Origin of the sequence: Campylobacter sp. MIT 12-8780 (genome assembly GCF_006864535.1) — a bacterium.
GTDB lineage: Bacteria > Campylobacterota > Campylobacteria > Campylobacterales > Campylobacteraceae > Campylobacter_D.
On record NZ_QHLL01000003.1, the window covers coordinates 182,703 to 205,667 of the forward strand.

Annotated in this window: 23 protein-coding genes, 1 tRNA gene and 1 pseudogene; 12 read left to right on the plus strand and 13 right to left on the minus strand. The window is 34.2% G+C overall.

Annotated elements, in window-relative coordinates; all coding sequences use genetic code 11:
- Nucleotides 1–42: 42 nt before the first annotated feature.
- The 3 genes from DMB95_RS03515 (at nt 43) to DMB95_RS03525 (ending at nt 3,120) form a co-directional block, all read left to right on the plus strand.
- Nucleotides 43–1,410: an SH3 domain-containing C40 family peptidase gene (locus DMB95_RS03515; protein WP_142930943.1), complete on the plus strand. Its 1,368-nt coding sequence runs from the start codon at nt 43–45 to the stop codon at nt 1,408–1,410.
- Entirely contained in the window at nt 1,407–2,540 is a 1,134-nt protein-coding gene (locus tag DMB95_RS03520; protein ID WP_142930944.1) for a hypothetical protein, read from the plus strand. Before DMB95_RS03515 ends, DMB95_RS03520 begins: the two co-directional genes overlap by 4 nt.
- Nucleotides 2,541–2,619: 79 nt before the next feature.
- Nucleotides 2,620–3,120, plus strand: a complete 501-nt coding sequence (locus DMB95_RS03525) for a hypothetical protein (protein WP_142930945.1) — start codon at nt 2,620–2,622, stop codon at nt 3,118–3,120.
- A gap of 1 nt (nt 3,121) precedes the next feature.
- Here DMB95_RS03525 and DMB95_RS09850 read toward each other — a convergent pair.
- Together DMB95_RS09850 and rsmH are read right to left on the minus strand one after the other, a co-directional pair.
- Nucleotides 3,122–3,391: pseudogene (locus tag DMB95_RS09850) on the minus strand (hypothetical protein); the annotation flags it as partial.
- Nucleotides 3,392–4,197: 806 nt separating this feature from the next.
- On the minus strand, nt 4,198–5,115 hold the full coding sequence (gene rsmH / locus DMB95_RS03535) for a 16S rRNA (cytosine(1402)-N(4))-methyltransferase RsmH (RefSeq protein ID WP_142930947.1): 918 nt from the start codon (nt 5,113–5,115) through the stop codon (nt 4,198–4,200).
- A gap of 157 nt (nt 5,116–5,272) precedes the next feature.
- Between rsmH and DMB95_RS03540 the strand changes: the two genes are divergently transcribed.
- Genes DMB95_RS03540 through ftsZ form a run of 3 tightly spaced genes read left to right on the plus strand, consistent with a single transcriptional unit; the run spans nt 5,273 to nt 9,272 of the window.
- Nucleotides 5,273–6,757: a peptidylprolyl isomerase gene (locus DMB95_RS03540; RefSeq protein WP_142930948.1), complete on the plus strand. Its 1,485-nt coding sequence runs from the start codon at nt 5,273–5,275 to the stop codon at nt 6,755–6,757.
- The gene (gene ftsA / locus DMB95_RS03545; RefSeq protein WP_142930949.1) at nt 6,754–8,136 is read left to right on the plus strand and encodes a cell division protein FtsA; all 1,383 of its coding nucleotides are present in this window, start codon (nt 6,754–6,756) and stop codon (nt 8,134–8,136) included. The genes DMB95_RS03540 and ftsA overlap by 4 nt, the downstream gene beginning before the upstream one ends.
- 14 nt (nt 8,137–8,150) lie before the next feature.
- Nucleotides 8,151–9,272 (plus strand): cell division protein FtsZ, encoded by a 1,122-nt coding sequence (gene ftsZ / locus DMB95_RS03550; protein ID WP_142930950.1) that lies wholly within the window; start codon nt 8,151–8,153, stop codon nt 9,270–9,272.
- 146 nt (nt 9,273–9,418) lie between these two features.
- Here the strand turns inward: ftsZ and DMB95_RS03555 are convergent, their stop codons facing one another.
- Genes DMB95_RS03555 through bamD form a run of 7 tightly spaced genes read right to left on the minus strand, consistent with a single transcriptional unit; the run spans nt 9,419 to nt 16,087 of the window.
- Entirely contained in the window at nt 9,419–9,898 is a 480-nt protein-coding gene (locus DMB95_RS03555; protein ID WP_142930951.1) for an HIT family protein, read from the minus strand.
- A 21-nt stretch (nt 9,899–9,919) separates the two neighbouring features.
- The gene (gene trpC / locus DMB95_RS03560) at nt 9,920–10,696 is read right to left on the minus strand and encodes an indole-3-glycerol phosphate synthase TrpC (protein WP_142930952.1); all 777 of its coding nucleotides are present in this window, start codon (nt 10,694–10,696) and stop codon (nt 9,920–9,922) included.
- The gene (locus DMB95_RS03565; protein WP_142930953.1) at nt 10,693–11,991 is read right to left on the minus strand and encodes a tetratricopeptide repeat protein; all 1,299 of its coding nucleotides are present in this window, start codon (nt 11,989–11,991) and stop codon (nt 10,693–10,695) included. The genes trpC and DMB95_RS03565 overlap by 4 nt, the downstream gene beginning before the upstream one ends.
- The gene (locus DMB95_RS03570; RefSeq protein WP_142930954.1) at nt 11,970–12,338 is read right to left on the minus strand and encodes a YkgJ family cysteine cluster protein; all 369 of its coding nucleotides are present in this window, start codon (nt 12,336–12,338) and stop codon (nt 11,970–11,972) included. Before DMB95_RS03570 ends, DMB95_RS03565 begins: the two co-directional genes overlap by 22 nt.
- Nucleotides 12,328–13,026, minus strand: a complete 699-nt coding sequence (locus DMB95_RS03575; protein ID WP_142930955.1) for a tRNA1(Val) (adenine(37)-N6)-methyltransferase — start codon at nt 13,024–13,026, stop codon at nt 12,328–12,330. The genes DMB95_RS03570 and DMB95_RS03575 overlap by 11 nt, the downstream gene beginning before the upstream one ends.
- Before the next feature lie 40 nt (nt 13,027–13,066).
- The gene (lon, locus tag DMB95_RS03580) at nt 13,067–15,436 is read right to left on the minus strand and encodes an endopeptidase La (protein WP_142930956.1); all 2,370 of its coding nucleotides are present in this window, start codon (nt 15,434–15,436) and stop codon (nt 13,067–13,069) included.
- A gap of 12 nt (nt 15,437–15,448) precedes the next feature.
- The gene (gene bamD, locus DMB95_RS03585; RefSeq protein WP_142930957.1) at nt 15,449–16,087 is read right to left on the minus strand and encodes an outer membrane protein assembly factor BamD; all 639 of its coding nucleotides are present in this window, start codon (nt 16,085–16,087) and stop codon (nt 15,449–15,451) included.
- A 148-nt stretch (nt 16,088–16,235) separates the two neighbouring features.
- On the opposite strand from bamD, the gene fliW reads away from it, so the two are divergent.
- The 5 genes from fliW to DMB95_RS03610 are packed head-to-tail and all read left to right on the plus strand — an operon-like array spanning nt 16,236 to nt 18,826.
- Complete coding sequence (gene fliW / locus DMB95_RS03590) at nt 16,236–16,628, plus strand: flagellar assembly protein FliW (RefSeq protein ID WP_137633255.1); 393 nt, start codon at nt 16,236–16,238, stop codon at nt 16,626–16,628.
- 4 nt (nt 16,629–16,632) lie between these two features.
- Complete coding sequence (locus DMB95_RS03595; RefSeq protein WP_142930958.1) at nt 16,633–17,379, plus strand: pyrroline-5-carboxylate reductase; 747 nt, start codon at nt 16,633–16,635, stop codon at nt 17,377–17,379.
- Entirely contained in the window at nt 17,372–17,677 is a 306-nt protein-coding gene (locus DMB95_RS03600; RefSeq protein WP_142930959.1) for a hypothetical protein, read from the plus strand. The genes DMB95_RS03595 and DMB95_RS03600 overlap by 8 nt, the downstream gene beginning before the upstream one ends.
- Nucleotides 17,661–18,395, plus strand: a complete 735-nt coding sequence (locus DMB95_RS03605; RefSeq protein WP_142930960.1) for a hypothetical protein — start codon at nt 17,661–17,663, stop codon at nt 18,393–18,395. Before DMB95_RS03600 ends, DMB95_RS03605 begins: the two co-directional genes overlap by 17 nt.
- Nucleotides 18,392–18,826: a hypothetical protein gene (locus DMB95_RS03610; protein WP_142930961.1), complete on the plus strand. Its 435-nt coding sequence runs from the start codon at nt 18,392–18,394 to the stop codon at nt 18,824–18,826. The genes DMB95_RS03605 and DMB95_RS03610 overlap by 4 nt, the downstream gene beginning before the upstream one ends.
- 43 nt (nt 18,827–18,869) lie before the next feature.
- On the opposite strand, the gene DMB95_RS03615 is transcribed toward DMB95_RS03610, so the two are convergent.
- The 3 genes from DMB95_RS03615 to DMB95_RS03625 form a co-directional block, all read right to left on the minus strand.
- Nucleotides 18,870–19,520, minus strand: coding sequence for an outer membrane beta-barrel protein (locus tag DMB95_RS03615; RefSeq protein ID WP_142930962.1), 651 nt, complete (start codon nt 19,518–19,520; stop codon nt 18,870–18,872).
- Between the two features lie 199 nt (nt 19,521–19,719).
- Nucleotides 19,720–20,961 (minus strand): ammonium transporter, encoded by a 1,242-nt coding sequence (locus tag DMB95_RS03620; RefSeq protein WP_142930963.1) that lies wholly within the window; start codon nt 20,959–20,961, stop codon nt 19,720–19,722.
- A gap of 430 nt (nt 20,962–21,391) precedes the next feature.
- Nucleotides 21,392–22,195, minus strand: a complete 804-nt coding sequence (locus tag DMB95_RS03625) for an inverse autotransporter beta domain-containing protein (RefSeq protein WP_142930964.1) — start codon at nt 22,193–22,195, stop codon at nt 21,392–21,394.
- Between the two features lie 186 nt (nt 22,196–22,381).
- Here DMB95_RS03625 and DMB95_RS03630 point away from each other — a divergent pair, with 186 nt between their 5' ends.
- Nucleotides 22,382–22,849, plus strand: coding sequence for a hypothetical protein (locus tag DMB95_RS03630; protein ID WP_142930965.1), 468 nt, complete (start codon nt 22,382–22,384; stop codon nt 22,847–22,849).
- A 23-nt stretch (nt 22,850–22,872) separates the two neighbouring features.
- Here DMB95_RS03630 and DMB95_RS03635 read toward each other — a convergent pair.
- Nucleotides 22,873–22,949, minus strand: a tRNA-Arg gene (locus tag DMB95_RS03635).
- Nucleotides 22,950–22,965: the final 16 nt, after the last annotated feature.

Sequence of the window (22,965 nt, forward strand, 5' to 3'; positions counted from 1 at the left end):
ATTTTATAATTATAGCTATTTTTATGAATTTAAGGTTAAATAATGCGTTTTTTTCTTATATTTTTCTTGTGTTTTTTTCTTGCGTGTAGCAGCAAAAACAAAAATTTTCAAAACCCTAGCATAAAAAATACCCAAAACCTTGAAGCACAATTTTACGCAAGTTTAGAGCTTAAGCAAAACATAAGTGAGTTAAGCGAACTAAAACAAAGCAAAAAAAACTCTGCAAAAGCTTATAAAGACAAGTTTTTTTACGCTTGGCATATAAAACCTAAGATAAAAAATACCCAAGATATATTTTGGTCTTTTCAAATTTATCTTAACCCAAACAAAAATTATTATTTTTTCAACAAAAAGCCTATAGATAAAGCGTATTTTAAGGCTTTGATAGATAATGCCAACACAAAAGATTTTTTAAAACTTAAGAAAAAAGCTCTTGTCATAGAAAATAGCTTTTTAAGAAATATCCCCACTCAAACAGCTATTTTGCAAAATCCTTTTAAAAACAGCGAGGGTGTGCCATTTGACTACTCGCTTGATAGCGTTTTAAATGTGGGCTCACCTGTGCTGATCTCTCACTACAGCAAAGATAAACGTTATGCTTTTGTTTTAGCAGAAAGTGGTTGGGGCTTTGTTGAGGCTAAGAATTTAACGCTTTTTGATGAGAAAAGAGCTAGAACTTATGAAAATTTAAACTTCCTTACGCCTATAAAAGAGCGAGTAAGTGTGTATGATGAAAAGGGTAAATTTGCTTTTGAAGCAAGGATAGGAGCGATTTATCCGTATTATGCTGAAGAAAAGGGGTATTTTTTAAGTAAGATTGGGGACAAAAAAGTAAGACTTAGTAAAAAGTATTTTAGCCCTTTTCCTTTGCGTTTTAATGATACAAATGTTAAAACTTTATTAGCTCAGCTTTTAAGTCGTCCCTATGGTTGGGGTGGGTATGATTTTGAGAGAGATTGTTCTTTGTTTGTAAGAGATTTTTTTACAAGTTTTGGCGTGCATTTACCACGAAATTCAAGAGCACAAAGCAAGGCTTTAAAAAACTTTGATGTAAGCTTTTTAAATGATAAACAAAAACAAGACTTTATCACAAAATTTGCTAAGCCTTATGAAAGTTTACTCGGTATGAAAGGGCATATCATGCTTTATGTAGGAAAGGTGCAAGATCAAAATGCGGCAATTCACGCTGTTTGGGGGCTAAGAACCCAAGATGATGGCAGGCTTTTAATCGCTCAAACTGCCTTAACTTCACTTGACACAGGTAAAAATGATGATAGGATAAAGGCTGAGGATTTACTCCTTTCTAAGATCGATTTGATAAGTTTTATAAGTTTAAGTGAAGCTCAGAGCAAGCAAATCAAGGAGTATTTAAATCAAATTGAGCCAAAAACAAATCAAGGAAAAAAATGAAAAGACTAAGCATTATTTTACTTTTGTTGTTTCATCTTACTTTTGCACAGGATGAAACTAAGGATTTTGAGAGTTTTGAGCCTGCTTTTAGCATATATTTTTTCACGCTCAAAGGAAAGCTTGATTCAAAATACCCTATCACGATAAAGCTTGTAACTAGTATTGTAGAAGATGAAAATCACGCAGTTAATGTGAAGGGTGTGTATTTGTATGATAAGTTTCAAAAAAATATCCCCATATATGGCGAGCTGAAACAAGAAAGCCTTGAGCTTTTTACAGAATCTAAAGATGAAAGCTTTGTATTTAAGCTCACGCAAAATGATTTAGAAAAAATCCTAGATGATAAAAAACAGCCCTTAAATATCAAAGGAGAGTGGAAAAGCACGCCAAAAGGCAAGCAAAGCAAAGCTTTACGAGTGGTTTTGAGTGAGGTTGATTTGCTTGAGGGTAAAATTTCTCGTCTTGATGCATACTCAATGAAAGCACAAAAAAGCTATGAGCTAATAACTGAGGAAAACAAAGAGTGGTTGAATGATGATGGAGAGCTAGCTACTTATTATTATGAAGATAATGTATTTTTTATCAAACCTGCAAACATTGGGATTCTTGAATTAGAAGCTAAAAATATGAGTTTTGAGGAGTTTGAAAAAGCCGCTAGAGAACAAATGCAAGAACATACTTTAGATTACTTTGCAGGCGGGAGTTATGAAGCATTTACTGGAGCAGGTGCTGATACAAAAGCAATAAGTTTTGTAAGCTCAGGGGAGTATTTTTACAGAGGCACGCCGCATCCAAACACTATATATTCCCACGCTGTTTTTTCGATTAAAGACTTAGCCTTTGTTAGCACAAAGCTTTCAGATTTAGTGAATGTGAATAAAAAATTTATTGATGTCTTGCAGAAAGAACTTAATGAAGCGTGGGAAGGCGAGGATGAGGATGATGAAGCACCAGATATTAGCGATCGTATGGAATACACGACTTTTAATGTAGGCGATAAGGACGATGAGGATATATTGGTGCATTTTGAATTCCCATATGTCATCCGAAGTCAAGATAATATTTCAATTCCAAAGGCTAAAATCAAGCCCTTTGTCAAAAAATCAAGCTTTTTTTATGAGTATTTTTAGATATCAAGAAGGTTAAAAATTTAAATGAGCTTAAACAAATTTATGTTAAGATAAGCCTAGAAATTTTTCAAGGAAAAAAATGCAAAAAATCAAAGAATGGATTTTAAAAAAACTTTTTAAGGTGTCAAATCAGCCTGTAAATTTGCTTGATTTGCTTGAAGCAAATGCTTTGTATAATGAAAAAATGTCTATTGATCCAGCAAAACTTCATTTTAAATTTCAAGAATTTAACGCTTATTTAATCTTTGCTGTGCTGTGTGCAATCGTGCTTGTGCCACTCATACTCTTAACGCATTCTGGTTTTCAAATCGTTGATTTTCATTTTAGCATTATCAGTGCCATTGGTGTTACAGCCGCCATTTTTATCTTTTTTGATATGTTTAAAATTTACACACGAAAAAGTATGACAAAAAAACTCATTAAAAAGGCTTGGGACGAGCATTTTCCTTGCTTTGAATATGAAAGATATTCAAAACTTCTTGAGGAAATTTATCACAAACTCCCAAAACATATGATCTCAAAACCAAATTTAGAAAGCTATATTTTAGAGCAAATCATACAAAATGAACAAAAAGAATAAATCACTCTAAATAATCTAAAATTTGATTTTGAAAACGCATATTTTCAAGCCCTCTTCTAAGCTCTTTATTTTCCTCATTTAAAACACTTTCTTGGTTACGCAAAGTGCCTATTTCTCTACTTAAATAATAAATATTATTTCGTATATAAATTTGTGGGATAAACACCACACAAGCAAAAAAGATCAACAAAAAAGCAAATAAAAGCTGGTTGAAATTTAGGTTTTTTTCTTCTTGGGTAGCCTCTTTAAAGCCCTCAAGAAGCGTATTTTTAGTATGTGAGTTGTTTTCTTGCTCAAGTGGTGAAAAGTTGTGTGTGTTTTTGACTTGTTCTAAACTCTGATCGTTTGCATTCATATGCGTTTGTTTTAAATTAAGTGCTTGATTTGAAGCCTTTGCTTGCTTTAAAGAATCTTGAGCTTGTAAATTTGTTTGATTTTTTTCATCATTTGGAAGTTTTACTTGTTGCAAATTTAAGTTTTTTTGCGAGTTTTTTTGCGTTTGTGAGTTTAAATTTATGCTTTCTTTATGTTGTGTTTGTGAGTTTAAATTTGTGAGTTTTTCTCTTTTGCTTGGTGTTTGTGCGGTATTTATGTGCTGGGTATGAATTTGCTTTGTAGTGGTTTGCTGAATGCTTGTTTTTGCTTTTTTATCACCAAAAAAATTTATACCTTGCAAAAGCTTACTTTTTTCTTTTTTGCTCTGTTTTTGGGCGCTTTGCTTGTCTAAATTTGCTTTTTTATTTTCGCTTGTTTGCTTGATATTTTTGCTCTTTTTTTGTTTGAGCTTGGCTAAAAATGCAAAGCCAAATTTCTTTTTTTCTTCAAGCTTGACATTGATTAAATCCTCTTTAAGATAGATATTACCTTTTGTTTTTGGCTCTAAAAAATCCTGATCAAAAAAATCAAAGCTTTGTTTTTTGTTTTTATTTAATCTGCGTTTGAGTATATCATCATCTGGTGGCATTTGCTCAGCTTCAGCCCTTACCCTGCCCTCTTTTACAGCTCTTGAGTATCGAAGCATTTTTTCGCGTATATTTTGACGTTCTTTTAAAAAATCATCATCTAGCATTTTTCACCTTAATTAAAATAAAAAGCTCTCATTTTAGCACAACTTGAACGAGAATTTGCTCTTTTTTCAGCCTCGCTTGCCACAATAGGTTTTTTACTCAGCACTCTACCTAAGCTATGATTTGCTCCACACTCGCATTTTAAAGCCTTTTCATCGCAAATACACGCACGAGCAAAATCTTTAAAAGCATTTTTCACCAAAGCATCTTCTAAAGAATGAAAGCTGATAACAGCCAGCGTGCAGTTTTTAAGCACTTTGCAAGTATGCAAAAACTGCTTTAATGCTTCTAACTCGCCATTAACCTCAATACGAATGGCTTGAAAAGCAAGCACAGCTTTTGATACTCTTCTGCCATTCACGCTTTGTGTGCCAATGATTTGGGCAAGTTCTTTAGCTGAGCTTATAGGCTTTTTTGCTCTTTGTATGCAAATTTTTTCAGCCAAAACTCTTGCATCTTTAAGCTCTGCAAATTCTTTAAAAATATGCTCTAATTGAGCTGGTGTATAGGAATTTACAAGCTCGTATGCACTCAAGCTTTGCTCTTGATTCATACGCATATCAAGATAGTTTGAATGCACGCTAAAACCTCTTTCATCTTTATCTAAATGCAAAGATGAAACCCCTATATCAGCAAGCACGCCCCTTACTTGCATAAGCTCATCACAAGAAAGTTTGCCTAAAATTTCTTTAAAATCACTTTTAATCAAACGCACTCTTGAGCCAAATTCTTGTAAATTTTGCCTTGAAAAACTCAATGCCTCATCATCTTTATCACAAGCGATTAATCTTAGTTTTTTATGGGCTTTTAAAATGGCTTTACTATGTCCGCTAAACCCCAAAGTGCAGTCTAAAAATATCCCATCATCAAGCCCTTCAAACACCTTTAAAACTTCAGTTTGCAAAACGGGGGTATGGATAGCTTGCAATTTTAAACCTCTGTTATCTTTATTTTTTGTAATGATAGCAAAACAAAGATAAAATACGCACATAAATATCTTGAAAATTTACAATTTTTAAACTCAAATTAAACACTTATAGGGTAGAATAAGGCTTTATTTTACACAAATTTTTTAGGAATAATAAATGATTACTTGGATGCAAAGACATAAAAAATGGCTTGTTATTACGATGTGGATAAGTGCGATTGCTTTTGTTGGAGCAGGTGCGGTAAGCTGGGGAAGCGTGGATTTAAATTTCAACCGAAATACTTCTGTAGCAAAAGTTGGCGATGAAAAAATAAGCTTTGTTGAGTTTAATCAAAAATTTAACCGAATTTTTACTTATTTTAACCAAATCAGCAATGGCACACTCACAGAAGCTAAAGCAAAAGAACAAGGTCTTGATACACTAGCTTTGCAAAGCCTCGTTGAGGATAAACTGCTCGTTTCTTTTGCAAAAACGCTCGGCTTAAGTGTGAGCGAGGATGAAATTTTAAATCTTTTAATCTCTGATGAAAACTTTTGGGATAGCAACAAAGGCTTTGATAAAAATATATATTATAGCATACTCGCACAAAATGATATCAAAGCAAGCCAATACGAAGATATGCTCGCAAGCGATATTTTACTTCGCAAACTTAGCGTGCTTTTTAATCTGCCCGTGAAAGAAGAAGAACTAAAGATGCTTGCTTCAAATTATTTTATGCAAGATGTTTTAAGCATAGAACCTTTTAAAGCCAAAAATGTTAAAATCGATATCAATGAAACCAAGCTTGAAGCACTTTGGCAAGGGATAAAAGAGGACTTTAAAACTGAAAAAAGGTATTTTATCTCAAACTATTTTATCCCTTTAGAAAAACACGAATTTAGCGAGGCTGAGTTGCAAACATACTATGACAAAAATAAGCAAAATTATACTGATTTTAGTGGCAAAATTTTAAGTTTTCAAGAAGCCAAAGAAGAGCTCAAAAAAGACTTGGGACTTGATAAACTCAAAGATGAAGCTAATCAAAAATACCTTGCCCTAAATAAAAAAGAACTTGACTTTCAAAAAGAACTTATCCTTAACCAAACAGATATTTACTATCCTTTAGAATTGCTTGAAAAAACAAATGCTGGTGGCGTGCTTAAGCCTTTTAAATTTGAAGATGGCTATATGATAGTAAGATTAAACGCTTACGAGGGCGTGCGAACAAAAAGTTTTGAAGAGGCAAGGGAACAAGTTTTGCCGATCTATGAAGAGCAAGAAAGAAAAGCAGAGCTTGAAAAACAAGCCAAGGAAGCTTTAAATAATTTTAAAGGCAAAAACATAGGCTCAGTAAGTAGAGACTCTTTAAGAAATCCTGAACGTGTCGATGAAGAAGTGATGAATGATGCTGAATTTAGCCTTTTTTTAATGAATGTGTTTAATTCAGATCAAAACAAGTCCTTTGTCTTACTTGATGATAAGGCAATTTTATATGAGATTAAAGCACAAAATTTGCTTAATAACTCAAAACTTAACGAATACAAAACAACCTTAGAACAAGAAGCTAAAAATGCCAAAGCAAGTGAGTTAAGACAAGAGTTGCTTACAGAACTTCGCAAAAGATACGCAGTAGAAATTTATTATAAAGGGAATATAAATTGAATATTTTAGGAATTGATCTAGGCTCAACGCAAACTTGTGCGATACTAGCGCAAAAAGATGAAGAGGGACTTAAGATAATAGGTTTTGGAAAAGCTAAAACTCAAGGCGTAAAAAAAGGTGCGATCACTAACATAGAGCTTTCTTCAAAGTCCATAGAACAAGCCGTTAGGAATGCTCAAATGATGAGTGGAGTGCATTATGATAAGGTTGTGGTTTCTATATCTGGTTCTTATGCTAAAAGTGTTGATAGCATAGGCGTTGCAAATATACCAGATCATGAGATCAGCATAAAAGAAATTCACCGAGCCGTAAGCACTGCAAAACTTACTGCAAATATCCCAAGTGGCTATGAAATCATTCATGTTTTGCCTTATAATTTTAAAGTTGATGATTTAGAGCATGTTGATGATCCCTTAGGAATGAGTGGCAATCGCTTAGAAGTGGCTACTCATATCATCATTTCACAAGAAGCGCATATCAAAAACCTCAAAAAAGCCGTTGAGCTAGCTGATCTAAGAGTGGATAACTTCGTGCTTTCAGGCTATGCTTCAGCTATTGCTTGTCTTGATGAAAGTGAAAAAGAACTTGGGGCTGTGCTTGTGGATATGGGCGGGGCAATTTGTGATATAGTTGTTCATATGGGCAACTCAGTGCGGGCAAATGAATGCTTACCTATAGGATCAAACAACATCACTCAAGACTTATCCATCGCCTTGCATACACCTTTAAAAGAGGCTGAAAAGATCAAACTTAATTACGCAAATCTTTCCAATCAGCCAAATACCCTTATACAAGTGCCTTCTATGGGTGATGAAAAAAAAGTGAATGAATACAAGCTTGAGGTTATTTCAAATGTCATTTACGCAAGAGCTGATGAAACTTTGATGATTTTAGCAAAAATACTAAGCGAGAACCCTTATGCGAATACTGCTGGTGCTGGCATAGTGCTTACCGGAGGTATGACAAAGCTGGCAAGTATTGATGAGCTAACTTCTGCAATGTTTGATAATAAATCCGTGCGTGTAGCAAGCGCAAGAAAAGATCTTATTTCTGGTTTTGCTGAAATTTTTTCAGATCCTGAAAATACTTGTGCTATAGGACTTTGTTTATATGGGGCTGGGTATTTTACACCTTATGAGCTTGATTCAAATCAAAAGCTCCGCTACAAAGGCGAACTTGAGCTTTATAACGCACCAATCAAACAAGAACTTGTTTTAGTCGAAGAAGATGATGAAAGAAAAAGCGAATTTGTAGATGAAAATTTACAAGAAAATGATACAATAGCGATTAAAGATCATTTGGATTTAAGAACAACAAAAGGCAAAAAAACTGATGGTGTATTGTCTCGTTTGTGGGATAAATTAACAAACCAATTTTAATTGAGGAGCGGATTATGAGTGAATTTACGGTTGAAGAAATGCAGCACGCAAAGGGTGCAAAGATTAAGATTATAGGCTGCGGTGGTGGCGGTGGCAATATGATCAACCACATGATGAATATGGGCTTAAATAATCTTGATCTTATCGTAGCGAATACAGACGGACAAGCACTTACCAAATCTTTAGCCAAAACCAAAATTCAACTTGGAGAAAAAACTACAAGAGGACTCGGAGCTGGTGGCGATCCAGATGTGGGAGCTGAAAGCGCAAAAGAAAACTTCGAAGAGATTAAAGCCGCTCTTGATCAAAGTGATATTGTCTTTATAGCTTCTGGTTTTGGCGGTGGCACAGGCACTGGAGCTACTCCTATCGTAGCTAGAGCCGCTAAAGAAGTAGGTGCTTTAACCGTTTCTGTTATCACTATGCCTTTTGCTTTTGAAGGGGCAAAAAAGAAAAAATTTGCTGAAGCAGGCTTAACAGAACTTAAAAAAGAAAGTGATTCTATACTTGTCATTCAAAATGAAAAAGTCAAAAATCTCATCGATAAAAAAGCCTCAGCAAGGGAAGTATATGCATTAATCGATGATGTTTTAGCTCGTGCAGTTAAAGGTATGGTATCAATCTTGCTTGATAATGGACGCGTGAATGTTGATTTTGCTGATATTAAAACTATAATGAGTCATAGAGGCTTAGCCTTAATGGGTATGGGCTCTGCACAAGGTGAAAATGCGGCCATGGAAGCTCTTGCAAACGCTCTTGAATCTCCTTTACTTGATGGGCTTAATGTCAAAAATGCTAAAGGACTTATCTTGAATTTTAAACACCATCCAAGTTTTCCTTTCTTACAAATAGATGCTGCAGCTCAAAGCTTAGCAGAATCACTAGGTAGCGATGTAAGCTATAAATATGGCTACTATGAAGATGAAAGCATGGAAGAAGATAGTGTTGAAGTAACTATCATCGCTACTGGCTTTGAATACCAAGATCAGCATGGGAAAATAGATCCTGCTGTAAGTAAGGAAAACGAAAGCAAAAAAGCTCCTTATGTTGGGCTTGGTATGACAGGAACTTTTAATAATGATGAAATCATCACTCATTTAGAAGTGCCAACTTGGATTCGCAAGCAAATGGATTGAAATAACAAAGCAAACCTCTTTAGGCTTGCTTTGCTGTGTTCTACTTTCTTGCATATACAAAAAATTCAAGAAAATTTTAAACTAGCTTTTTTTACATTAGTTAAAAAACACAAAAATTTTATTTTACAAAAAAACTAAAAGACTAATCAGCTTGAAAATGCCTCGCAAAGCTTAAGATACACTTCTTTTAAGTCCCTACTGCAAACCCTTGTTTGTCCTATGGTTGTGATGAAATTTGTGTCACCATTCCACCTTGGCACAAGATGGTAATGACAATGCATGCTTATGCCAGCTCCTGCTTGCTCGCCTAAGTTCATACCTATATTTACACCTTTTGCATGAAAACTCTCTTTTAAAATTTTCACCCCCTCACGCACTTTTTCACTCATCTCCTGCCAAATTTCAAACTCTAAATTTTCGATATTTTCTTCGTGCGTATAAGGGATAATCATAAAATGCCCGGGCGAATACGGATATAAATTCATCACACCAAAACAATACTTCGCCCTAAAAAATACGCCCAATTCCTCATCGCTTCTAAGCTTTTTACTCGCCGCACAAAAAGGACAAATACTCCTGTCTTCCTCAAAATACTGCTGCCTCCAAGGTGCATATAAGTGCTGCATTTTCACTCCTTTTTTAGTACTTTACTGCTCGATCAAGCTTTTTAACGCCAGCTTTTCATCGCTCTGCCTCATAAAATACTCGCCCATCAAAAAGGCATTTACCCCTATTTCTTGTAACTCTAAAAGCACTTTTTTGCTATCCAAGCCACTTTCAGCCACGATAAATTTATCTCTTGGCATAAAGGCTATAAGCTCTTCACATAGCCTCATATTCATCGTAAAATCATTTAAATTTCTATGATTAATGCCAATGATATTTGCATCTACGAACAATGCCTTGTCTAAATCTTCTTTATTATGCACCTCAAATAAAACTTCTAAATTTAAAGACTTTGCAAACTCATACAAACTTTTAAGCTCATTTTTATCAAGCATCTTAGCAATCAATAAAATAAAATCTGCTCCAAAAGCTCTAGCTTCAAGTATTTGATACTCATCAAAGATAAAATCTTTTCTCAATAAAGGCAAGGATACTTTTTGGGCAATTTGTTCTAAATACTCAAGCGAACCTTGAAAATAATGAGGCTCTGTTAAAACCGAAATCCCACACGCTCCTGCTGCTTCATAATTTAAAGCAATCTGAAGTGGCTTAAAATCAGCCCTTATCACGCCTTTACTTGGACTTGCTTTTTTTACCTCAGCAATGACTTGAATTTTTTTTGTATCCTTGCTAAAAAAAGCAAAAAAATCTTTTACATTACGAGTAAATGCCTTTTTTTCAAGCTCTGCCAAGCTTACGCTTTTTTTTCTTAGCTCTAAATCCTGTTTTGTTTTTTTAAAAATATCTTCTAAGATCATTTTTTCTCCTCTTGCAAGCATTTTTGAATGGCTTTAATATGTGCTTTTGACTCTGCTGAATCAATAAATTCTTTATCGTGCATAGTTTCAAGCATAAGCTCCCAAGCCTTTTGACACTGATTTTGCTTATAATACCCCCAAGCTAAAGAGTCTATAAAAAATAAATTATTATTTTCAAGCTTCAAAGCCCTTTGCACAAGCTCTATACCTTTTTGAATGTCCTTATCATGATCGATAAGCAAATATCCATAATAATTCAAAAATAAAGCCTCGCTTGTTTCATCAATCCCTTCTTCAAATTTTGCAATTACAGACTCAAGCACCTTTTCATCAACTTTTTTTGCTTTTAAAGCAAGCTCAAATTCAGTCGTTGCAGCAATGAGTAAAAATCTTTTATTGTTTGTTTTTTTATACGCTTTTAAAGCAAAATGATATGCCTCTTGTTCCTTTTTTAAAGCAGAAAAAAGTGCAAAAGCAAAGTTTTCATCAAGATTATATGCAAGGGTTAGATTAAGGGCTTCTTGATATTTTTTATCCTCATAAAGCAAACGCACGCTATCATCAAGATAAGCTTTATTTTGCGTAAGCTCATAAAGTTTGAAAAGTAAGTTTTGTAATTTTTCTTTTTCGCCAAGCTCGCTGTATAAATTTGCAAGCAAAGAACAAATTTTTAAAGAACAACCCGTTTTTGATACAAAGCTCTCAAGCTCTTTTTTTGCATTTTGTTTTTGCCCTAAAATAAGCTCATTATCAGCAATTTTAAGACTTAAATTCTCATTTGGATCCAACTCTTCTTTAAGGTATTTTTTTGCGAGATAATAATTTTGCAAAGAAAGAGCAAATTGTCTATTTTGAGCGTAAATATCGCCCAAAAGTTCATAATTTCTAAAGTCCTTATCTCTTAAAATAAGCTCCTCAAGCAAATTTTTAGCACTCTTAGTATCTTGTTTTTGTATATGATAAAGCACGCCCAAACGCATTAAATCAGGGCTTTGATTAAAATAAGGCTTTGCAAGCTCATACAACTCATCTTTTTTGTCAAGATTGTTAAAAATGCTAATCATAAAGGCATTTTCGATAAGTTTTTCATCTTTATACTCAGCAAAAAGCTCTAAAAACATATCTCTAGACTTTAAAGCTTCGCCCATTTCATTATAAGTCATTGCTTCTAAAAGCTTAAAATCAAGGCTTTGTTGCTTTGTATCAAGAGCATAAGGACTTGAAAAAGATGAAGTCTTTACAACACAAGCACTGAAATTTACAAGTAATAACGCTAAAAATATATACCTATACATTCGTTTTTTAATTCCTCTTTGTGTTTTTTAAAATAATCCCAAAAGGGAAAAGTCCTACACTGCTTTGGACGCAGCTCGTAAATACTGCAATTTTTCTTTTTTTGATCAAAAAAAATACACGCAAAACCATTCTCAAATTCACATTCTTTAAAACTATATCTTAAGCCCACTTTTCGCAGATAAGTTTTTACAAACTCAGCCTTTTCAAGCCCCAAAAAAGCTCTTATAGCTTCTAGCTCTTCAAAACTTGCAAAGATATTGCCACTTTCACCAACACAGCATTTACCACCACAAGCTACGCAAGCCTTTTCATCAAAACAAAAATCAAAACCTTGTTTATATATCATTACTTTTTATCCTTATATTTGCTTGCAAAGCCTTCATTTGTGGGCTTAAAATGCCATTTTCATACATACAAAAAGGGGCTAAAAAGGCACAAGGGGCTTTTGAACCTTTTCTAGCTTCGATCAAAAGCAATCTTGCTTTATCATCTTTGCTCTTATGCACGCTTTGAATTTGACTTAAGTTTAACTTAAACTCACTCAAACACTGCACGATCTTAGCCAAAGCCAAAGCCTCATAACAAAAATACAATTTACCCTGAGGTTTTAAAGCAAGGCTTGCTTGATGAATGAAGTCTTTTAAGTTTAAACTATCTTGAAATTTAGCCATATTTTTATGCTCATCTTGTGAACGCATAGCTTTAAGACTATAAAATGGCGGATTTGAAACGATGATATCAAATGCTTGCCTTTGGATAAATTCCTTAAAATCCACACAAAGCACCTCAGCTTCAAGCTCATTTTGCTCTGCATTTTTCCTTGCTAAAGCACAATTTTGCTCTACAATATCAAGCAAAACAAGCTTGATTTGTGGCACAAAGGCTTTAAGCATTAAGCCTATGATCCCGCACCCACAACCCATATCTAAAAGTCTGCCTTTAAGTCTTTGTTTTAACACAAAGTCAAACAAAAGCAAAGAATCACTATTATAACGATAGCCTTGTTTGAATTGAGAAAAAACAAGCTCTTGCAAGGCTTATGCTTTCATATTTTTAAAAACTAAAGAGCAAAGCTTAAAGCAAGGCATATTTTAAAACCTCATCAAAGCTCTTAACTGGGATAATCTCAAGATTTTGCTTTACCTCATCTGGAATTTCTTTTAAATCCCTTTCATAGTTTTTCTGTGGAATTAAAGCTGTTTTTATGTCTGCTTTATACGCAGCAATGAGCTTTTCTTTAAGTCCGCCAATTGGCAAAACCTTGCCCATAAGATCAAGCTCGCCTGTCATAGCTACATCTGAACGCACCTTTCTTCCGCTAAATACGCTTGCTAAAGCCACGCACATGGTTATACCTGCACTTGGTCCATCTTTTGGGGTAGCTCCATCTGGAACATGCAGGTGGATATTGTATTGATCATAAACATTTTCTTTTAGCTTATAAAAAAGCTTTTTAGGTACTTTAAGCTTGTTTTCATCGATTAAAACTTTCACCACACTAAAGGCTATACGCGCGCTTTCTTTCATCACATCGCCTAGCGAGCCAGTAAGCACAAGCTCGCCTTTACCTTTGATCTTAATGGCTTCGATTTTAAGTACATCTCCACCCACAGCCGTCCAAGCAAGCCCATTGACTTGTCCTATCTCATCTTTTCCGCTTTGTTTTTCGATCTCATAGACTTTTTTATCTAAAAAAGCGTTTAAATTCTTAGCTGTGATGCTGATCTTTTTGCCTTCTTCAAGCAGAAGTTTTTTTGCTGCTTTGCGGCATAATTCAGCCACTTTTCGTCTTAAGGTTCTTACTCCTGATTCTCTTGTATATTCGCTAATCATCAGCTCAGTTGCATCTTTGCTAATACTTAGTTCTGTACTTTTTAAACCATGTTTTTTAAGCTCATCAGGGATAAGATAGTTTTTGGCTATAGCAAATTTCTCACTTGGAGTATAAGAGCTAAGCTCAATAAATTCCATTCTATCTCTTAAGGGAGCTGGAATTTGGCTAATATCATTGGCTGTGGCGATAAAGATGATCTTACTTAAATCTATATTAAAATTTAAATAATAATCCCTAAATTTAGCATTTTGCTCTGGATCAAGTATCTCTAAAAGTGCTGCACTTGGATCGCCTCTAAAGCTTCTGTTGATCTTATCGATCTCATCAAGCACGACAACAGGATTGATCTGTTTTGCTTCTATAAGACCTTGGACTATGCGTCCTGGCATGGCTCCTATATAAGTGCGGCGGTGTCCTCTTAGTTCATTCACATCCTCAAGTCCGCCTAAAGCTATGCGTATGAGTTCTCTTTTTAAAGCCTTAGCTACTGAGTTTGCAAGGCTTGTTTTACCAACACCAGGAGGTCCATATAAACACAAGATCACCTTAGCGCCGTCCTTATCAGCAACTCCTCTTTTTTCCAAAAGCTCACGCACAGCAAAATACTCTTCTATTCTTTCTTTTGGCTTATTTAGGGCGTAATGATCTTTATTGAGCTGTTTGCTTACTTCTTTGATGTCAAGCTTTTTTTTCGCTAGCTTTTCAAAAGGCACTTCAAGGGCTGTTTCTATGTAGGTTTGAAGCATACTTGCTTCTGAATTATCTTGATGAATGCGTTCAAATTTTTCAATCTGCTTTTTAATCTCTTTATAGGCTTCTTCATACATGAATTTTTTCTTCGCCTCAAGCTTAGTATGATAATCCCTAGCCTCATCTTCTTTTTGCGCATCAAAGCCAAGTTCACTTTGAATTTGTCTTAATTGCTCTTTTAAAAAATATTCTTTATTAACCTTATCGATCTTTGAGTGCACCTTACTTTTGATCTCTTTTTGAAGTTTGTTTGTTTCTATTTCTTCAGCGATTAAGGCTATGAGTTTAAGCATTTTTTGTTCTAAATCAACTTCTATAAAAAACTCATAGGCAGTTTGCTTTTTAATGCGTATGGTATTTAAGATAAGATCGCAAATCCTTGCACTATCAACACCTTCTTCTATGCTTCTTAACAAATCAGGACTAAAATAATGACTCATTGAAGCTAAAGCACGCACTTTTTCTTTTAAAACAGCAAGCAAGGCTTCGTTTTTGCTCGCTTCTGGAATTTTTTGCTGGATCAAATCAACCTCAGCCATCAAAGGCTTTTGTCCGCTTTGTTTGATGATCTTACCCTTAGCATAACCTTGAAAAAGGATTTTTATGCGTCCATCGGGCAAAGGCACTTTACGCATAATCGTGCCTATAACTCCACAATCATAAATTTCATTAAAGGTTCTTGCACCTTCAAATTTAGAAGGAGCGACAAAAATCATACTTTCATTTTTAAGCGCAAGCTCAAGGGCTTTGATATTGTCAATATCGCTTAAAAAAATCGGCGTTATCATAAAAGGGTATAAAAAAAGTTCATCTTCAACCAAAACAGGAAGTTTGGCTGGGTAGTTTTGCACCATTTGCATTATCGTTTTTCCTTATTCAAAAATTCGTCTATACCAAGCAACTTTAGCCTTAATCATAGGCACATCATTAAATTCAGACTCTTGCAATCTTTGCTGATAAATTTCATAGCTTTGTTCTCTATCTGTGCGTTTGTAAAGGCTGGCTATGTTTTCATCTAAGGCAAAAATAGCAAGGTTAAATTTCGTAAGCATGGTTTGCACCAAAGGAGCGTATTCAGTTTGTGGATAAGTCTTTGAAAATGTAGCGATTTGATCCCTGCCCTCAAGCAAAAGAGCTTGCTCTCTATTTGGCTGAGCGAAGGCTTCAAATTTAGCCTTAATCTGCAAATAACGGATAAAATCAAGATTTTGAGAATTTCCAAACTTTTTTGCATTTTCTTCCAAATAAAAATCAGCAAGCTTGTATTCTTCTTCTTCAATATGCATTTGAGCTAAAATAAGCTGTATAGGTTCAAGTAAAGCATCTGCACTATGTTCGCTTGCCATAGAAGTATAATGCTCATCAGCTTTTTCAAGATCATTGTCCTGTATATCTTTGATGATTTGTTCGTGCCACTGCAAAGCACTTAGGTTGTAAAGCTCGTCATTTCTCGTGCTACATGCTAAAAATAAAAAACTTACACTCAAGAAAAAAAGAAGTCGTGTTTTCATAAAAATTTACCTATATTTTGTATTTTATTTGATTTTTTCAAAATTATAGTAAAAAAAAATAAATAATTTGGTTTTTTGGAACCCCTTTTGCTTATTTTATGGTAGAATTCTTAAATGAATTCTAAATCAAAAAACAAAGGATGCAAAGATGAATCTTGCTGTAAAATGCCCTATATTAGGGTTTGAAGAAACTAAAACTATGGAATTTAAGCCAGTAGATGAGCTTTTTGCCGAGCTTAAAAGTCTAGATGGAAGCGACTTTAAATTCGTGCTTGTCAATGCTCAAGTGATCCGCCCGGGCTATGACTTTGAAATACCAACATATTATCAAGAATTGCTTGGTTTAAATGCTGATTCAAAAAGAGAAGCTTATATCATTATGGCTATGCATAAGGATTTAAGTGAGTCAAGTTTAAATTTCCTCGCTCCTATCGTGATCAATTGGGATAATAACTCCTTAGTTCAAGTGATCTTAGACTCAGCAACTTATCCAGAGTATTTTCAAGCGGATAAAATTTCAAACTATGTAAAGAAAGACTAAGGCTTTGAAAGAACTTTTTATCCTTGCAAGCGGAACTATGGCTAAAGCTCTTGCAAAAGGGCTAAAAGACAAGTATAAAATCAGCTTTGTAGGACGCAACATCGCCCAACTTGAAGCCTTAAAACATGATGGTTTTAGCACATTTTTGTATGAAGACTTTAACCTAGAAGGCAAGGACATTATACTTGCTTTTAAGCCTTATGCCCTCAATGAAGTCGCAAACAAGCTCAAAGGTAAGGCTCGCTTGCTTATATCTGTGCTTGCAAATACCGATCTTAAGAGTTTGGAAGCGATAAAAGCTCAAAATTACGCCCGCATAATGCCAAACACCGCAGCAGCTTTTAAGGCTTCAACTACGCCTTTTATTTGCAAGAATGAGCTTTTTAAAGATGAAATTATAACCATTTTGCAAAGCTTCGGACAAGCTTTTGAGCTTGAAAAAGAAAGCCAAATGAATGCAGCCATGGCACTAAGTGGCTGCGCTCCAGCCTTTTTGGCAATGGTGGCTGAAAGCATAAGCAATGCTGGTGTATATGAGGGCTTAAATGCTGATTTAAGCTCAAAGCTCACAAAAGCAAGCTTTCAAAGTTTTGCCACTCTTGTGCAAGATACGCACCCAGCCCTCATTAAAGAACAAATTTGTTCTCCCGGTGGCGTTACGATCAAGGGCGTGCGTGCTTTAGAAGACAAAAATCTTCGCTCAGCTTTTTTTAAAGCCATTCACGCAAGCGCAAACAACCTTAATGACTAGGGCATTTTCCTTACTTGAAAGCGTTTTTGCCCTACTTGCTTTAGCCTTAATTTTTTCTTTTGCTTATTTTGCCTTAAACCAAATTCTTAAAAATCAAAACATCTCTTTGCAAAGCTTATATGAAGCCCAAAAAGAGCTTAAAAACGAGCCTTTAAAGCCCTTGCGTTTAAAACCCAATGAACTTCTTGAGCTTGAATTCAAGGAGCAAACAAACTCAAACTCAGCCTTTAAACTTAAAAGCCTAAAGCCAGCGCATAGACATTATGAGGCGGAATTTAAAGATGAAAAAAGCTTTTAGCCTCTTTGAATGCTTGCTAGTGCTTGTTTTATCTTGCATATTTGCACTTATCATCTTTCAACCTTTACAAAATCTTTTTTCTTTATATACATCACAGCAAAGTCAAAAAGCCCTAGAGCTTCACTCAAGCTTTACGCTCATAGAAAAACTCTTAAGACATTGTATCAAACTTCAAATTTCTTCTCAAAATATATCTTGTCTTTTAGAGGATAAAAATAGTATCTTGCTACAACATTCTTTACACACTTTTATCGGCAGTTCAGGGCTTTTGCTTCAAGATCAAAACAAAAGCTTTTATGCTCCTAAAAGTCATTTTATCTATGAAATCACAAAGAACAACAAAAAAATACAAGCTGGAGTTTTAGCCCAACAACTCGCCCTTAGGAACCAAAAAAATCCCTTTTTATACCTTTACAGCCTTGAAACAAAGCAAATTTATGAACTTGAAGTTTTAGATGATACAAGGCTTAAATTTAGCCAAAATACTGAATTTAAAGGCTTTTACAAACTTGTTGAAGCAAATATATTTATAAGTTTTCAACAAAACTCACTTAGCTACGAATACACGCCTTATTCAAGCACAAAATCCCAAAAAGCCATTCTTTTAGAAGGGGTGCAAAGCTTTGCCATCAGCCAAAACGCTTCAACTTATACCATGAAAATTTGTCTTTTTGATAAAACAAAGCCCATTTGCCTAGAAAAAGAGCTTTTGCTATGAAAAAAGCTTATATCTTGCTTGCTAGTCTTGCTTTACTCGCCTTTTTTAGCTTTACATTCATCTTTTATCTCAAGCAAACAAGCTACATACCAAAAAGGCTAAAAGATGCTATTTTACATACTCAAGCCCAAATTCTCTTGCAGGATTTTAAAGAGCTTTCAAAGCTTTTTTTGTATGAAGCTAAACTTCAGGGCAAAGACTGCCTTGAAAGCGTGAGTTTAAACTACCCAAATGCAAATGATTTTATCATTATTAGGTATTTTTACCCATTGGGTAAATGTGAGAATTTTAAGCTTACTCAACTTAATACAGACGCAAATTTAAGCAAAGATAAGCTCATCATCGCTCATATCAACATACTCTTAAACAGCCAAAACGCTGTTAATGATGAAATTTTTATTCAAGATACTTTTACATTGTATCCAAAGTAAAAATTGACTTGAAAAATTTCCAAGTCAATTATGAGTTTAGTTTTTAGAAGTTATAAACATAGCGAATGCCGGTTGTATCTGGTTGGACGATTTTTTGTCGTTGATAGCTTGCTTTGCCGTCTTTATCAACAAACTCAACCGGAAATTCCACGCCCCTAGCAAATCTTCTGTAAATTTCAAAGCTATGACGCTCATTAAACACAGCTCTAAAACCAAAAGTAAGCCCCATATCTATACCCTCAACACTGCCAACATCTTGAACATGGTAGTCTATATAGCCTAAATTTACACCAGCATATGCACCAAAAATTCTCCCATCACAATCACAAAAATTATACATCACATCAACATTAGCGCCTATGCTTAAAGCACCCATATATACATCTTCATCACTTCTTTTATCTCCTCCCATAAAAGCCCCATAATTAAAGCTTCCATAGCCTCTTATACCAAATTTTGGTGTAAAGAAGTGCTTATAACCACTTATAAAACCAAGTCTTGGACCTTTTAAACCTAAATTTTTATAGCTTCCTGTAACATCACCATCTTTAGTTTTTAGCTCAATTGTCTGATTTGCAAGCCCTCTTGCCACATCAACACCAAAAAATCCTCCGCTTTCCTCAGCCCAAACACCACTTGTTAAAGCCGCCAAAAGAGCAATGCCACCGCATACCTTTGCAAATCCTTTTTGCATGTCTTCTCCTTAAAAATAAAATAAAGTTATTATTATAATGCCCCCCCCCCTTAAGCTTTGTTTAAAAAAACTTAAATTTTAAAAAATATATTATAAAGATGATAAAAGTTAAAAATCAAAACAAGTAGATTTAAAAATTTGCGAAGTTAAAAACAAGATATTAAAATCTTTACAATTTTTGAGCCAAAAGGCTCAAAAATCAACTCAAGCTATATGCTTTTTCTCCATGGATACTACGATCAAGCCCTTCAAATTCAAGCTCTTCTTCTACTCTTAAACTTGTAAAAAGCGAGATAAACTTAAAGATAACAAAACTTACAAAAGCTGAAAGTCCTATACAAACGCCTATAGCTAGAATTTGTTCTAAAAGCAAATCCCAGCTTCCGCTGACAAGCAAGCCCTCGCCCAAAGCTCCATCAGCCACAACGACTGGATTAACACCCCCGCTTGCAAAAAGTCCAGTAGCTATGCCACCCCAAACACCGCCTATGCCGTGCAAAGAAAAGGCGTCTAGGGTATCATCAAGATGAAGTTTGTATTTGATATAACTTAAACCAGCATAGCAAAACACAGCCGATAAAGCCCCTATGATTAAAGAAGCTGTTACGCCAACATATCCGCATGCTGGTGTAATGCCAACAAGCCCAGCTACAAGCCCACTTAAACCACCAAGCAAACTTGGGCGTTTGTGTATGAGCCATTCAGCCAAAACCCAAACCAAAAAGCCAGTTGAGGCTGAAAGTATGGTAACTACAAAGGCATTTACCGCTATATCATCGATTGCTCCAGCACTTCCAGCATTAAAACCCAGCCAACCGATAAAAAGCAAAATCGCTCCTAAAAATGCATAAGGTATAGAATGAGCGTTATTTGAAGCCTTACTTGGCTTGTCTTTTCTTGCTCCTACGAGCAAAGCTCCCACAAGTCCAGCAACCCCAGAACTTATATGCACCACGCCTCCACCAGCAAAGTCTAAGCTTCCTCTTTGAAGCAAAAAGCCCTCGCTACTCCATATCATATGTGCTAAAACATCATATACCAAAGTGCTCCAAAAGATCAAAAACACCACCAAAACTCCAAGCTTGATCCTACCTACCAAAGAACCAGTAATGATAGCTGAAGCGATGAGAGCGAACATAAGCTGAAAGATGACAAAAAGTATATTTGGCACTCCAGCAGCGTTATATCCGCTGATATTTTCAAGTCCTACATTTAAAAAGCCCCCAACTAACCCTGCCCCGCTATCTTCGCTAAAAGCAAGACTAAAGCCTATGATAACCCATTGCAAAGTAATCACACCAAAAACGATGAAACAATTCATAATGGTATTTAAGGTATTTTTACTCCTCACCATACCAGAATAAAACATAGCCAAAGCCGGCGTCATCAAAAGCACCAACAAAGCACACAACATAATAAAGCTTGAATTTGCTGCATTCATTTTCACTCCTTTTGTAAAAAATCAAAGAATTATATATTTAGTTTCCTTAAAATAAAATTTTATTTAAGAATTTTTTTATATATTTTTTATAATAAAATTAAAAATATAATTATAAATTAAATTTTTTACTAAATTTTATCGATATTTATGCTTAATATTTCAGCTTGAAAGATATTTTTATTTTAATCTATCTAAAAAAATATTTTAAAATAAACTCTAAATTCAAATTTTTATACATAAATAATATTTTTATATATAAAAATATTAAATTAAGTTTAAATTAATAATAAAATATTTAGAGTTGTTTTATTTGTTAGCGTTGTGTTTTAAAGTCAATCTGCTTAAATCCATATCATTGCTTTTAATTTGGTATTTAGTATCTTTGTTTTTATTTTCTTAAATATTTATCTTATCTTTTGCAATGAAAAATTTATAAATTTTTCCTTTTATAAAACTCATATTGATCAAGTTCAAAAAGTTTATTTTGATCTCTTTTAAGCTGTTTTAAAAAATTTTCTTTATAGTTAAGCTTAAAGCCAAAATGCAAACTTGTATCTGTATCATCGATCTGGGCTGGGTTTTTTAGCTTTTGCTGACTAAGGCTGAAATTGAAAATTGAAAATGGCGAATAATTAAGCGTGTAACGCACTTTTTCATCATCTTTGCTAAGATCAAAGCCAAGTGGCGTGTATATGGGTAAGACAAAGGCAAAGCCAAGTTGCAAATTTCTCTTTTGCTCGTCATTAAGCTCGTCTTGATCGAAAATATAATAATTCGTATAAGCCCTAAAATAAGAGCCAAAACCCAACTCTGTGCCAAGGCTATAGCTGTTTTTTTCCTGCACTCTATCAGCAAAGCCATTGAGTCCAAAAAGCATACTGCCTTGCTGGTAGCGGTTAATCAAGCCGTTTGAATAATCTAAATACTCTTGATTGATCATAAATTCTTTTTGGAAAAGTAAAACGCCGTATTGGTTTTCATATAATAAATTCATATTTTTAAGCTCAAAACTTTGAGAGTTAAAATCAAAATTTGAGGAAGTTTGATCTGTAGAATTTCCAAATTCAAGCACTTGAGCCAAAGAATTATTTAAACTATCTTGAAAATTCGGTGCTTGCTCTTCAAGTTGATGTGGCTTTTGCGTGATATTTCTTTCGTATTTTTTCCAAGCATCATTATGCTTATCAGCACAAATGAGAGAACATAGAAAAATCAAGCAGTATATTTTTTTCATAGTTTTATTGTAAATCAAAATCGTAAATCAAAAATAAGCATAATTTCATAAAAATAATATCTTGGTTAAAATAGATATAAAACTTGTCAATCTTAGCAAGCGATGAGATAAATTCGCATTTTAAATTAAAATGATAGTTTTATAAAATTATGATAAAATATATATCTTTAAATTTAAAGCAAAAAAATGAATGGCGGATTAGTTTATATAAGCAGTGTGATAGTATTTAACCTTGTTTTAAATTTTATCGGCATTATGTTTATTGTTAATGTATTGTGCTTTTATGCGCTTAACTTTATAAAATACACAAGCAAATTTATCAATTTTTATTTTCTTGTTGGGGAATTTTTTGGAAATTGTATAGTTGGCGTGGCTGGATTTTATCTTTGTGTGTTTATAGATGATACTTTTTTTGAATTTCAAGGCGCAATTTTTGTTGCTATACTTGTTATTTCTTTGATTTTAATGATATTAAATATGCTTTTTTTACTCATACGATATAGTGCGTTTGAATATGGATTAAACTACAAAAAGATTTTACATGAAAAAGCAGAAATAAAAATGTGGATAATGAAAAGTCTTATTTTTGGAGCTTTGCTTTCTTCATTTCTTACTTGCTTATGTATCAGTGCTTTTGTATTGCTTTTAAGGTAGTTTAAGATAACAACTTGTATAGCTGGTGTCCTCGGCGAGATTCGAACTCACGACCTCAAAATTAGGAATTTTGCGCTCTATCCTGCTGAGCTACGGGGACTTTTTATTTTTAAGGG